Below are 13,631 nucleotides of genomic sequence, written 5' to 3' on the forward strand. Positions count from 1 at the left end.
CGCCTTCTTAATAGAAGACTATAGTTAATGGTTAGTTGAGACTATAAATTTACTGCGTACCTTGCTGTATAGGAAATTGCGTTTGTCACGAATTCTCCTTTGTATTATTTTAAGGTGTAACAGTTTTTAATGATCGCTTCGAGATCGGTTTGATCATTTTCCACGCCCCGCCATGCTATAAAGCCATCGGGACGAACCAATAGTAGCTCCTTATCATGAATATATTTCATATAGCTATTCCAAGTTGCTATTGCATTGGGATAATTGTTTAATGTTACTATCTGTAAAGGAATATTAAGTCTGTTGCATATACCAGCCAGCCTGGTTTCCTTTGACTGATCATGGTTTTGTTGTATCAACAGGAATTGACCGTTTATAAGGTCAAGCGTGGACAATTTCTTTTCGTTATCAAGCCATACATGTGGCATACGGGTGCCTGGCAGGCCCACAGAAATTATGCATTTATTATTGCAAAAAACGGTAAATATGTCGTTCGGTCTGAGCATTATCCGCGTATATAAATAATATGCAGCAAGGGGCTCACCTTAAATCAGGCTTGAGGTGAGCAGCCCTGTAAGGGCTCCACCTTTACCAAAATTTAAACCATTCACGTTAAATTTTGAACCTGTTTCCGGTTTCTTACAATTAGGTTTGATCATTGCTCTGCAACCAATCAATGTTCAATTACGTCATATACCTAATAATTGTATTTCCAACAATGATGAAGAAACACAACCTGATTGTCTTTGTGCTTGCTGCCATGGCAGGCATGTATTCGGCAAAGGCGCAAACCGCTAAGTCTCCGTATTCCTGGAAGAATCTGCCTAAGATAGCCGAGCCGAAATTCAGGCGCGATACCATGAGTATTGAAAAATTTGGGGCCATTGCTGATGGACTTACATTGAACACCGTCAGCATTAATAAGGCCATAGCTACCTGTAGTGCCAAAGGCGGCGGGGTAGTGCTGGTGCCCGGTGGCGTTTGGCTTACAGGACCCGTTGAAATGAAGAACAATGTAAACCTGCATATAGAACGCGACGCCATTCTTTTATTCTCCAATGATTTTGACCAATATCCATTGGTGGAAGGAACGTATGAGGGAAGAACTTCGGCACGCAACCAATCGCCCATCTTTGGTAATAACCTGGAAAATATAGCCATCACCGGCCGCGGTATCATCGATGGCAATGGCGATGTATGGCGTATGGTAGGTAAAGATAAGCTTACCGAAAGAGAATGGAAGGCAAAAAAAGCATCGGGTGGTTTGGTAAGCGCCGATGACCGCATTTGGTTCCCCTCTGCCAAAACCAAACTGGCTTTTGATACAAAAAGAGGCACCGCTTTATTGCCCGGACAAACATTAAAAGATTTTGAAGATATAAAGGATTTTTTACGTCCCAACCTGCTTGTGTTCACCAATTGTAAAAAGGTATTGCTCGAAGGCGTGACATTCCAGAATTCACCCGCCTGGTGTTTACACCCTGTTCTTTGTGAAGATCTCACCATTAGAAATGTATTTGCAAAGAACCCCGACTATGCGCAAAACGGTGATGGGCTCGATGTGGAGAGTTGTAAGAATGTACTGATAGAAGGTTGTACGTTCGATGTTGGTGATGATGGTATTTGTATAAAATCGGGTAAAGATGAAGAAGGTAGAAAAAGAGGCAGGCCAACTGAAAATGTGATCATAAGAAATAATGTGGTTTACAAAGCCCATGGTGGTTTTGTGATTGGTTCCGAAATGAGTGGTGGCGCCCGCAATATATTTGTATACGATTGTTCTTTTATGGGTACCGATATTGGGCTGCGTTTTAAAACAGCCCGTGGCCGAGGTGGGGTAGTAGAGAATATTTTTGTGAAGAATATTCGCATGAAGGATATTGAAGGGGATGCCATTTTATGGGATATGTATTATTTCACCAAACCGCCTAAAGCCGGTGAGGCCGTGGAAGTGCCACCGGTTACAGATGGTACGCCAAGGTTCCGCAATTTCCAGATCTCCGATATTGTATGTAATGGCGCCAAAAGAGGCATTTTTATTCGCGGGTTACCCGAAATGAAGGTGAAGGATATTGAGCTGAGCAACATTGTGCTAAAGACCGATAAAGGGGCCGAGATCATTGAAGCCAATGATATTCGAATGAAAGATGTTACGCTTATAAGCGATAAAGAGAGCCCGGTGGTATATGTTGAATCGGGTTCCAATATTACTTTAAACGGATTCAGGTATTCACCCAATGCCGGTTTGTTGTTCAGCATCAATGGCGATAAAAATGCGAACATCAGGGTGCAGAATGCCAATGTGCCTAATAGCCCCAATAAAGTGGCATTTAATAATGGGGCAGATCCATCGGTGTTGATCATGAATTAAGATATTGAACGTTTTCTCAGAACCACACAGCTCATGGTGAGTTCCCGCCAACTGGCGGGGTACTCACCTTTTTTATTGGCCGGCAATGAGGTACCTTTGCGTACGAATGAATAATACTAAACCCAAAAGCAACTTTTACCTGATTCTCATTCTTGGCCTTTTGTCGGCCATAGGGCCTTTTTCCATCGATATGTACCTGCCGGCATTTCCTGATATTGCCAGGGGGCTAAACACCACCGAATCGAAGGTGTTGCTTTCGTTGTCGAGCTTTTTTATTGGGATCTCTGCCGGGCAGTTAATATACGGTCCGCTGCTGGAGCGTTATGGCAGAAAGAAACCATTGTATGTTGGTCTTTCCATTTATTTACTGGCTTCACTGGGTTGTGCTTTGGCCGCATCGGTAAATGCATTGATAACGCTTCGCCTGCTGCAGGCGCTGGGTGGTTGTGTGGGTATGGTGGCGGCCCGCGCCATGGTGCGCGATATGTTCGATGTAAGGGAGAATGCCAAAGTATTTTCATTGCTGATGTTGGTGGTGGCGGTATCGCCCATTATTGCACCTACGGCAGGTGGTTATGTTACTGCGTTGCTGGGCTGGCGCTGGGTGTTTATAATGCTGATGATCATTAATGTGATCATTCTTATAGGCATTTATTTTTTGTTGCCCGAAAGTAAACAGCCCGATCCCAGCTTTTCATTAAAGCCGGTGCCCATCATCAATAACTTTGCAAGCGTTATAAAGCATCCGCAGTTTTATACATATGCATTAACGGCAGCCATTTCCGCAGCTGGTTTGTATGCGTATATAGGTGGTTCGCCTTCTGTGTTTATGGGCGTTTTTCATGTTTCTGAAAAACAATATGGCTGGATCTTCGCTTTGATTGCCATGGGGCTTATTGGCGCAAGCCAGCTCAATAGTGTATTGTTGAAGAACTATACCAGCGAACAGATCATTAAAGTGGCATTGGCCTGCCAAAGTACTATTGGGTTATTATTGTTTATTGTTACGTTCCTGGGATGGAATGACCTGTTCATTACCATCTTTCTCATTTTCCTGTTCTTATGTTGCCAGGGTTTTACTTTTCCCAATGCCTCAGCGCTTTCGTTAGCGCGGTTTGGCCATAATGCAGGCAGCGCTTCTGCATTGCTGGGTGCTATTCAAATGAGTATTGGGGCTTGTACGTCGGCCCTGGTAAGTGTATTTCAAAATAAAACGGCCCTGCCCATGGCCGGGGTAATGTCGTGCTGCGCTATTGGCGCCTTTACGGTTTTTATCATAGGGCGTAATATAATTTGCCAGCAGGCCCGGGCAAGGGCTGTGGCTGAAGAGGATGTGGAGATGATAAGTACGTTATAAGCTGAATTTAGTATGTTTGCGGTCCCAAAAACGGCGCTTTGCCGTGTAAATAAATATTTCTCAATGAAGTACTCTCAATGGATTGGCATTGCGGTGGCAATTATTCTTGTTCTGTCGGGCTTTTTACCCTGGACGTATCATCCCGACCTGGACAAAAGCTTTACAGGGTTCTTTTCAGAGAACAGGGCTTATGGAAAGCCGGGGAATGTGTTTGCCGTAATGAGTGTGATAACCATTACATTTTTTGCCATTCAACGTATTTGGGCCAAACGCTGGAATGTATTTATCTGCGCTATTGTGCTCGCATATGCATTGAGATGCTATATTGTTTACACTGGCTGTTACCGCGGTACTTGTCCCGATAAGAAGATAGGTATATGGGTTATGCTGTTGTCGGCGATTGTGATGATGTTAATGGCTTTGTTCCCTGATATGAAGTTGAAGGAGGAAAGTAAACAGGAAAAAGCATAAATGAATCGATCAGGTAAACTTAACGTCATTATATATTTCCTTCATGGAAAGTGATACACCTACAGTGGGAATAAGAACTATATCCTCAAGTGTTTTATAGTCTTGCAGTACCCATCGGTTATGGGCATCAATTCGAAACGTTGTAACGCCAATTCTTTCAGAATCTATCAATATATATTCTTTAAGAGTAGGTATATCCCGATAGAGATCAAATTTCGCTGCCAGGTCATAGTTCCTCGTGGATTTTGACATTATTTCAATAATGATAGTAGGATGAAGGACTGTATCTTTTTCTTTGTCTGTAGTAATAGGATCACCACAAAAGATAGATATATCAGGGTAGCAAAATAAAGTATTCTCAGGAATATGAATTCTCATGTCACTACCATATGGGCGGCATGGTTTACCTTTCAATGATGCATATAGTTCTCCAAAAACATTTGAAAAAATTAAATTATGCTCAGGACCTGCACCTGCCATAGCAAATATCTCACCCTGATAGTATTCATGCTTCACGTCTGATGCACGTTCCATTTCAAGGTATTCCTCAATTGTATATCGTTGTTTGGTATAGTCCACAGCTGGCTCTTTTATAACGTTATGTTCTAAGCCGGCACCCAGAGGGAATATTTCACCTTTATAGTATTCATGCTTCACGTTTGATTTACGCTCAAATTCCAGATATTCCTCAACGGAATAGTAGCGTTTTTTGTTATCGTGCTCTGGTGGTTCCTTCTTTTCCATACCCTTAAGGTACGGAAATTCATATTAACTATCCTTCAAATATTTTCGCCACACCATATGCTGCACTGGCTGCTACAGCACCTATCAACATCACTTTTAATGCGCCTTTCAGCGGATGAACACCCGTCATGCGGCTTTTGAAATAACCGAATATAAAAAGGCAAATGAGTGTAACTATTGCAGAGTATTTCAATGCTACTATAGGCGTATCGGTAAAGAAGTATGGGCTTAAAGGAACCAGTCCGCCTACCACATACGACAGCCCGATATTCAATGCCGATTTGGTTGCGCGTTTGGGATCGGGTTTGTCAAGACCAAGTTCGTACTTCATCATAAAGTCAACCCACTTCTTTTTGTCTTTGGCTATTTCTTCTACCGCTTGTTGTTGTACTTCTTCGCTAAGCCCCAGGTTGCCAAAGAACTCACGCACTTCTTCCTTTTCTTTTTCGGGCACCAGTTCTACTTCTTCATATTCTCTTTTCAGTTCGCTATTGTAATGATCTATTTCGGTTTTACCGGCCAGGTAACCACCCAGTCCCATGGCAATGGAGCCGGCGGCAATTTCAGCAATGCCTGCAATTACAATAATACCGGTTGAGCTAACTGCGCCGCTTAGGCCGGCTGCCAGCGCAAAGGGAACGGTTAGTCCATCGCTCATACCAATTACTATATCTGTAAGCATGTCTGAACTTGTCAGGTGCTGCTCTTGATGGTCCATATTAGAATGTTAGTTTTTAGGTCGGCAAACGTGAAACGGCAAACGTGAAAGGGTTTTCGAATTTCGGGATTTCCGACCTCAATCAATTCTATTACCTATATCAACTTTTCAACTTCCTTGTCAACTTGTTAGCCTGTCAACTCGTTAACTTAAACTATCCAAACTCCTTCTAATTATCTCCACACACTCCAATACTTGCTCCCGGTTAATAACCAGCGGCGGTGCAAACCTGATCTTATCGCCATGTGTTGGTTTGGCAAGCAACCCATTGTCTTTTAACGTAAGGCACAAATTCCAGGCCGCGTCTTTATCTGCATGCTCAATAACAATTGCATTCAATAATCCTTTACCACGTACAACAGAGATATAAGGCGATTGTAGCGCCGCTAATTCCTTTCTTAATAACTCGCCCATGGCATTGGCATTGGCGGCCATATTCTCTTCCTGCAGCACTTTAAGCGATTCAATAGCCACCCGGCATGCCAGCGGATTGCCGCCATAGGTAGAACCATGTTCGCCGGGTTTTATGGTAAGCATTATCTGATCGTTTGCCAATACTGCCGATACGGGTAATGTGCCTCCGCTTAATGCTTTACCTAAAATAAGAATATCAGGTTGAATATTATCGTGGTCGCAAGCCAGCATTTTGCCGGTACGGCATAAACCGGTTTGAATTTCATCGGCAATGAACAACACATTTGCTGCTTCGCAATATTGCTTTGCGCGTGACAAATAACCTTCCTCGGGCACAACTACTCCAGCTTCGCCCTGTATAGGTTCAACAAGAAAGCCCGCCACGTTAGGGTCTTGTAATGCTTTTTCCAATGCAGGCAGATCGTTATAAGGAATAACGGTAAAGCCCGGCATGTACGGACCAAACTTACTACGTGAAGAAGGGTCGGTGCTGAAAGAGATCACGGTGCTTGTGCGGCCATGAAAATTTTCACCGCATACTACGATGGTGGCTTTGTTCTCAGGAATGCCTTTAACGGTATAACCCCAGCGACGGCACAATTTGATGGCTGTTTCAACAGCTTCAACACCTGTGTTCATCGGCAACACTTTATCGAACCCGAAATATTGTGTTATAAATTGCGCGTACTCGCCCAGTGCATCGTTGTAAAATGCACGAGAAGTAAGCGTTAGCTGTTGCGCCTGCAACATAAATGCTGCAATGATCTTTGGATGGCAGTGCCCCTGGTTAACAGCAGAATAACCACTCAGGAAATCGTAATACCGTTTGCCATCAACATCCCAAACATATACGCCTTCGCCTTTGTTCAACACTACAGGCAGGGGATGATAATTGTGTGCACCAAATTGTTCTTCGAGCTCGAGATAATACTTCGTTTTGTTAGATAAAGTGGAAACCATAAACAGGTGAAATAAAAATATTGTAAATGAAGAAAGAGACCAGTAAGTAAGGGACATGCCTTTAAACTCCCGACTGAGCCGGGACGTCACTGATTATCCTCGATGATTTAGAAAATCGAGATTGTAGTGAAGAAACTGCGGTATGTTAGCTATGAAATTGATAACAACGCTCTTTGCTGCAAATATAAGCAATTTACGCGAGGGGTAAAAATGATAAACTACCTGGTTGGTAGACAACTCATTTCAGATTAAAAACGGCATAAGCGGCAGGCCATTGCAATGCAGGAAGCTGGTCCTTTGCAAAAATGCCAAAGAAGCACGACCCACTGCCCGTCATTGACGCATATAATGCACCGGCATTATACAATCTGTCTTTAATGGCTTGCATGTCGGGATGATGTTTGCAAACAGGCGCTTCAAAATCATTTTTCAGTTCATTACGCCAAGTATCAACAGGTTGTTGAATGATGTGTTGCAATGGTTTTGGCGCCGGGGCAGGAGTGAGTTGTGAAAAAGCCCAGCCGGTATTGATGTGAACGCCCGGATGTACTACCAGAAATGAATAAGCCGACAGATCGAGTTGAATGCTTTGTAACAGTTCGCCACGGCCTTTTGCAAAGCATGGTTTATTGATGATGAAGAAAGGGCAGTCGCTGCCCAATTGCAGTGAATAGTCGAGCAGTTGTTCGCGTGAAAGTTTTAATTGAAACTTATCGTTGAATAATTGTAAGGCGAAGGCGCCATCGGCCGAACCGCCACCCAATCCTGCACCCATGGGAATGGCTTTGTGCAGGTACATGTCAACGTCACCAAGTTGTGGATGATCTTTTTTAAGCAGGTTGTATGCTTTAATGCAAAGGTTATCTTCCGTTTTTCCTTGCACAGTCAAACCGCTTAATTGCAGCGAGACTGCTGCATTGTCGGAAATTTCACGTTTCACGTCTGCCGTTTCACGCCTCACCACTTCCAGTGCATCACGCAAAGGCAACGGATAGAAAATGGTTTCCAGGTCGTGGTAACCATCCTCCCGTTTGTGTACAACATGAAGGCCTAAGTTTATTTTACAGTTGGGAAAAACAACCATTTTGTAGAAAAATCTCAAATTACAAATCACAAGAACCAAAAAAGAAATCGCAAATTTCAAGTTCCAAATAAATCCCAAATTTCTAATGCCAGGAATTCCTGTTGGAATTTGGAGTTTGGCATTTTGTATTTTTTATTTGGATCTTGGTGCTTGGTTCTTGGAGCTTTGAATTATCCCCGGCCTTTTTTGCGGGCATTTATTTCATCGCGAATGGCGATAGCCCTGATGTAGTCTTCCGATTCCAGCACCTCAGTCAACAAGGTGTTCAGTTCATCGAGCGTCAGGGTTTTTAAGTCGTCGGTACCGGCAGAAGATTCAGCGGCCACGGCTTCGCGGGGCTGTTTTTTCTTGCCCGATGGGTCCTCCATCAAAATACCGGCGCTTTCAAGAATATTATCGTAGGTATAAATAGGACATCCGAAGCGTACAGCCAGGGCCAACGCATCGGATGTTCTTGAATCTATTTCAACAGTATCGTGTTCGCTAACACAAACGAGTTTCGAGTAGAAAATGCCTTCCTGCAGATCGCAGATCACGATCTCCTGTAAGTCAATGTTAAAGGCATTCATGAAATTTTTCATCAGGTCATGCGTAAGCGGCCGGCTGGGGTGCATTTTTTCAAGCGCCACAGCTATAGCCTGCGCCTCAAAGCCACCAATAACGATCGGAAGCCTGCGCAACCCGTTTACTTCTCCCAACACAACAGCATATGAATGAGTTTGGGTAATACTGTGTGACAAGGCAACTATTTCCAGCTCTATTTTCTTCATAACGAAAGCACGAAACTAAGGGTTTTTATTCAAAAAATGAGCCTTAATCATTTAGTCTCATTTCATTGAATATACCGGGTTAATTTATGCCATTCCTTTCAGCTTTTTTACCGCTTCCGTTATTTTGGGCAATACATCAAACGCGTCACCCACAATACCATAGTCGGCTGCTTTAAAGAAGGGGGCCTCGGGGTCTTTATTAATAACCACAATCACCTTACTTCGGTTCACTCCGGCCAGGTGTTGTATGGCGCCCGAGATGCCGACTGCAATATATAAATTTGGTGCAATAGTAAGACCAGTTTGTCCAACATGTTCGTGGTGCGGGCGCCAGTGCTCGTCGGCTACCGGGCGGCTGCAGGCTGTGGCGGCGCCCAGGGCATGTGCCAGGTTCTCAATTAATCCCCAGTTATCGGGCCCTTTTAAACCACGGCCACCGCTTACCACAACTTCGGCTTCGCTTAACGGTACTTCGCCCGAAGCTTTATTTACCGACTTGATCTTTACCTTAGGTGCATCTACGGTAGCAGTAAATGGCACAACTTCGGCAGAGCCGCTGCCTTCCGTAACCTGGTACGAATTGGGGTTAAGAGAAATAACTTTTATATCGGAACTAATGCTGACATTGGCGAAAGCTTTCCCCGAAAAAACGTTTTTCTTTACCGTAAACCCATTGGTGGTATCGGGCAATGCAACGGCGCCGGGAACAAAACCTGCTTTTAGGCGGGCCGCCAGGCGGGGTGCTATAGCTTTACCATCAACGTTGTTTGAAAATATTATAACTTTTGAGCCGGCCGCTTGCGCAACCTGGGCAATTACTTTTGTAAAAACCTGAGCATCGAAGTGGTTAAGGGCATCATTGGCTACATGGTGTATCTTTTTTACCCCATATTTTCCCAATGCCGATAATTCGCTGTCCGAAACCGCGCCCAATACCACACCTTCGGCAGTTGTGCCTAATTGTTCTGCTACTTTGGCGCCATAACTTAATACTTCAAAAGAAGCTTTTTTTATTTGACCTTCTGATTGATCTATAAAAACTAGAACCATAATTAGCTAATTTGATAATGTGCTAATTTGCTAATGAGAAAATGCAACTAGCACATTGGTAAATTGTAGTTTTTGTTAATAGGGGACCTCGAAGAAGAGTGCGACATAGCCATTAGCACATTAGCTAATTAGCACATCAGCACATTACGCTTAGATTATCTTCGCTTCTTCGTGCAGTAAACGCACCAGTTCGGCGGCGTTATCGGCCGGCACCATTTTAACACCTGCTTTGGCGGGTGGTAATTCAAAACTGGCAACGGTTGTAAGGGTATCGGCTGCTGCCGGCTCCAACACTTTTAATGGTTTTGTGCGGGCGCCCATAATACCCTTCATGTTAGGAATACGCTGCTCGGCCATTCCTTTCTGACAACTAACTACAACGGGTAAATTTACTTCACATACTTCTTCACCGCCTTCAATTTCGCGGGTGATGGTAGCAGTAGTGCCATTCAGTTCAAATTTAACAGCAAGAGAAACATAAGGCATGTCGAGCAGTTCGGCGACCATACCGCCAATTGACGAACCATTAAAGTCGATGGTTTCTTTACCGGTAAAAACAAGGTCGTAATTACCTTGTTTAGCCACTTCGGCAATTTGCGACGCAATGTAAAAACTATCGGTGCTGGTGGTGTTCACCCTAATAGCTTCATCGCCACCCAGGGCCAGGGCTTTGCGAATTACAGGTTCGGCATCGGCGCCACCTACATTTATGAGGTGTAAAACTGTAGCGGGGTCTTTTTCTTTCAGTTCTATGGCGCGAACCAACGCATACCACTCGTCATATGGATTAATGATCCATTGTACGTTGTCCTGTGCAAATTTCGTATTATTATCGGTGAAAGCTATTTTTGCCGTAGTATCCGGCGTTTTGCTGATGCAGACTAATATCTTCATTGGCAATAGATTTAATTAGTTCATTGGTTGTTTATGCAACCATATATACAAATATACATGCCATTGCGATACATTTCGATATTTTAGGGATATTTTAATTGAGGAATATGGACCGTATTACACAACTGAAGGAATTTTTGAAGGCCAGCCCCGGTGATAGTTTTTTAAGGCATGCTTTGGCACTGGAATATATAAAATTGGGCGACGATAACACTGCCCGGTCAATTTTTGAGGAAATATTGACACAAGATCCTGGTTATATTGGTTCTTATTATCATTTGGCTAAATTACTTGAGCGTACCGGCGACACAGAACTGGCTATTGAATGGTATGAAAAAGGAATGGAGGCAGCCAAACAGGCAGGAGAAAAACATGCTTATGGGGAACTGAGAAGTGCATATGAGGAACTCACCTTTTAAAAAAATCCCAAAAGCCAAGTTCCAAAACAAATTCCAAGAACCAAGATTCAAGAACCAAATAAAAAATACAAAATTCCAAGCACTAAACTTCAAAAGGAATTCTTGGAATTTGCGATTTGTGAGTTGAGTTTTATTTTTTGGTTCTTGAAATTTGCGATTTGAATTTCTTCTTTGGAACTTGAGATTTGGAATTTATTCTTTGGATCTTGCGATTTGTGATTTATATATAATAAATGAATTTTCTTCAACGATTTCAACAATACATTTCAGATAATTATCTTTTTTCATCGAAGGATACATTGTTGCTGGCAGTAAGTGGTGGTATTGATTCGGTAGTGTTATGCGAATTATGTAAACAGGCTGGGTATTCATTCATCATTGCGCATTGTAATTTTAAATTAAGAGGCGCCGAAAGCGAACGCGATGCCGCGTTTGTGCAACAGCTGGCAGCAGCCTGCAATGCACCTATTCACATAAAAGAATTTGATACGGCTGCATATGCAGAGAAACGGAAGCTATCTATACAGGAAGCTGCACGTGAGTTAAGGTATAATTGGTTTGCAGAATTGCTGACGACCCACTCACCACTCACCCCTCACCACTCACCAACCTGTTTGCTCACCGCTCATCATTTAGACGACAATATAGAAACCATGCTGATGCATTTCTTCAGAGGCACCGGTATTCATGGTTTGCGGGGTATGTTGGCAAAACAGGCACATATAGTACGACCATTACTGTTTGCCCGCAGGCAGGAAATAAAGCAGTTTGCTGCCGAAAATGATCTTAAGTGGGTTGAAGATAGTTCCAATGTATCTGACAAGTATTCCCGAAATTATTTCCGCCACCAGCTGATACCACTGGTGCAAAAAATATATCCCGAAGCAGAAAATAACCTGGTGAACAATTTACGCCGGTTTGCAGATATGGAAGCATTGTATGATCAGGCTGTGGAACAGCATAAGAAAAAACTGTTGGAGCAAAAAGGGGAGGAGGTGCATATTCCTGTACTTAAGCTGAAAAAAGCACAACCTTTAAGTGCCATCGTGTATGAGATCATTAAGGCATTTGGCTTTTCATCGGCGCAGGTAGATGAAGTAATAAAATTGCTCGATAGTGAATCGGGCCGTTATGTACAATCAGCCACCCATCGTATTATAAAGAACAGGCGCTGGCTTATTATAGCTCCTGCACAATCGGAACAGGCGCAGAACCTGGTCATCGATGAAGATGAAAATAAAGTGGTGTTTGAAAATGGCGAACTTGTTTTTGAACACTTGAAAAACAAGAATGTGCAGCTGGTTAATGATGCCGCCGTTGCGTTTATTGATAAGGAAGCGCTGCAATTCCCACTGCTATTGCGCAAATGGAAAAAGGGCGATTATTTTTATCCGTTGGGTTTGAATAAGAAAAAGAAACTGGCCCGGTTCTTTATCGATCAAAAACTATCGCTTACCGATAAAGAGAAAGTATGGGTGCTGGAAAGTAATAAAAAAATAGTGTGGGTGGTAGCACTTCGTATAGACGACCGCTTTAAAATTACCGATGCTACCAAACAGATTTTGAAGATACAACTGATAAAGTAAAAGGTGGGCTTAACCCACCTTTTACTTTATTTAGAAGAAACGACTTGTATAATCTGTTATCCTTTCAATGAATTGTTGTAATACCTGATAGTCGGAGAACAAATAACCGGTCACAATTAAAAAGGCGATACCATACAGGCCGCCAAAAATATGCGCCGAGTGATTGATATTGCCCCCACCTCTTTTATCGAGCCAGGAAGAAATAACAATATACAGGAAGCCAAAAACAAAGGCCGGCACTCTGATGAACGGAACGAATATAATACCTATACCCTGTAACGGATTAAATAAGATATACGCAAAGATCACTGCCGAAACCGCGCCGGATGCGCCCAGGCTTCGGTAATTGCTATCGTTTTTGTGTTTAGCATAGGTTGGTAATAAACAGGCCGCCAGCGAGGTAATATATAATAGCAGGTAAAGCAGTTTACCCTTTTGCTCAAAAATTTGCACAAAGCTCCCCTCTACGCTATCGCCAAACATATAAAAAGCGTACATATTAAACACCAGGTGGGCAATATCGGCGTGAATAAGCCCGCAGGTCAAAAAACGGTACCATTGTTTATCATAGGTAACGGCCGGCGGATAGAAAATGAAATCGTTATAAACCTTATCGTTCCTGAAAGCTGCAATGGACGTAAGAACGGTAATAATAATAATGATCAGGGTTATTGTCATCGGTATTTATTGATGGTCAAAAATAGTAAGAAACGTGGTATGGCAAACACGTTACATAAATAGCAGGATAAGCGGTTGGTATAATGCAGGCGCGGTATAACAGAAAAGAATAAGG

The 13,631-nt window shown here is 43.0% G+C and carries 14 protein-coding genes; 5 read left to right on the forward strand and 9 right to left on the reverse strand.

From position 1 onward, the window contains the following. Positions 1–104: 104 nt before the first annotated feature. Entirely contained in the window at positions 105–506 is a 402-nt protein-coding gene (locus GGD38_RS29250; protein WP_375302711.1) for a hypothetical protein, read from the reverse strand. Positions 507–718: 212 nt separating this feature from the next. Between GGD38_RS29250 and GGD38_RS29255 the strand changes: the two genes are divergently transcribed. The 3 genes from GGD38_RS29255 (at position 719) to GGD38_RS29265 (ending at position 4,199) form a co-directional block, all read left to right on the forward strand. Beyond that, positions 719–2,371, forward strand: a complete 1,653-nt coding sequence (locus GGD38_RS29255) for a glycoside hydrolase family 28 protein (RefSeq protein ID WP_375302710.1) — start codon at positions 719–721, stop codon at positions 2,369–2,371. A 106-nt stretch (positions 2,372–2,477) separates the two neighbouring features. Continuing rightward, on the forward strand, positions 2,478–3,728 hold the full coding sequence (locus tag GGD38_RS29260) for a multidrug effflux MFS transporter (RefSeq protein WP_375302709.1): 1,251 nt from the start codon (positions 2,478–2,480) through the stop codon (positions 3,726–3,728). Positions 3,729–3,791: 63 nt separating this feature from the next. Then, positions 3,792–4,199, forward strand: a complete 408-nt coding sequence (locus tag GGD38_RS29265; RefSeq protein ID WP_375302708.1) for a hypothetical protein — start codon at positions 3,792–3,794, stop codon at positions 4,197–4,199. Between the two features lie 9 nt (positions 4,200–4,208). On the opposite strand, the gene GGD38_RS29270 is transcribed toward GGD38_RS29265, so the two are convergent. The 7 genes from GGD38_RS29270 to GGD38_RS29300 all read right to left on the reverse strand — a co-directional run bounded on the left by GGD38_RS29270 (position 4,209) and on the right by GGD38_RS29300 (position 10,833). After that, positions 4,209–4,943 carry a Uma2 family endonuclease gene (locus GGD38_RS29270; RefSeq protein ID WP_375302707.1) on the reverse strand — a complete coding sequence of 245 codons (735 nt, stop codon included), beginning with the start codon at positions 4,941–4,943 and terminating at the stop codon, positions 4,209–4,211. A gap of 28 nt (positions 4,944–4,971) precedes the next feature. Further along, positions 4,972–5,661, reverse strand: a complete 690-nt coding sequence (locus GGD38_RS29275) for a VIT1/CCC1 transporter family protein (protein ID WP_375302706.1) — start codon at positions 5,659–5,661, stop codon at positions 4,972–4,974. A 144-nt stretch (positions 5,662–5,805) separates the two neighbouring features. After that, positions 5,806–7,035: an ornithine--oxo-acid transaminase gene (gene rocD, locus GGD38_RS29280; protein ID WP_375302705.1), complete on the reverse strand. Its 1,230-nt coding sequence runs from the start codon at positions 7,033–7,035 to the stop codon at positions 5,806–5,808. A gap of 238 nt (positions 7,036–7,273) precedes the next feature. After that, positions 7,274–8,119: a 4-(cytidine 5'-diphospho)-2-C-methyl-D-erythritol kinase gene (gene ispE / locus GGD38_RS29285; RefSeq protein ID WP_375302704.1), complete on the reverse strand. Its 846-nt coding sequence runs from the start codon at positions 8,117–8,119 to the stop codon at positions 7,274–7,276. 170 nt (positions 8,120–8,289) lie between these two features. After that, complete coding sequence (locus GGD38_RS29290) at positions 8,290–8,889, reverse strand: bifunctional nuclease family protein (RefSeq protein ID WP_375302703.1); 600 nt, start codon at positions 8,887–8,889, stop codon at positions 8,290–8,292. A gap of 84 nt (positions 8,890–8,973) precedes the next feature. Then, complete coding sequence (locus GGD38_RS29295; RefSeq protein WP_375302702.1) at positions 8,974–9,939, reverse strand: electron transfer flavoprotein subunit alpha/FixB family protein; 966 nt, start codon at positions 9,937–9,939, stop codon at positions 8,974–8,976. A gap of 150 nt (positions 9,940–10,089) precedes the next feature. After that, on the reverse strand, positions 10,090–10,833 hold the full coding sequence (locus GGD38_RS29300; RefSeq protein ID WP_375302701.1) for an electron transfer flavoprotein subunit beta/FixA family protein: 744 nt from the start codon (positions 10,831–10,833) through the stop codon (positions 10,090–10,092). Positions 10,834–10,940: 107 nt separating this feature from the next. Between GGD38_RS29300 and GGD38_RS29305 the strand changes: the two genes are divergently transcribed. Next, complete coding sequence (locus GGD38_RS29305) at positions 10,941–11,252, forward strand: tetratricopeptide repeat protein (RefSeq protein WP_375302700.1); 312 nt, start codon at positions 10,941–10,943, stop codon at positions 11,250–11,252. Between the two features lie 233 nt (positions 11,253–11,485). Further along, positions 11,486–12,838 (forward strand): tRNA lysidine(34) synthetase TilS, encoded by a 1,353-nt coding sequence (tilS, locus tag GGD38_RS29310; RefSeq protein WP_375302699.1) that lies wholly within the window; start codon positions 11,486–11,488, stop codon positions 12,836–12,838. Positions 12,839–12,868: 30 nt separating this feature from the next. Here tilS and GGD38_RS29315 read toward each other — a convergent pair whose 3' ends face one another. After that, positions 12,869–13,516: a rhomboid family intramembrane serine protease gene (locus GGD38_RS29315; protein WP_375302698.1), complete on the reverse strand. Its 648-nt coding sequence runs from the start codon at positions 13,514–13,516 to the stop codon at positions 12,869–12,871. Positions 13,517–13,631 lie beyond the last annotated feature (115 nt).

The organism is Niastella sp. OAS944 (genome assembly GCA_024809215.1).
GTDB lineage: Bacteria > Bacteroidota > Bacteroidia > Chitinophagales > Chitinophagaceae > Niastella.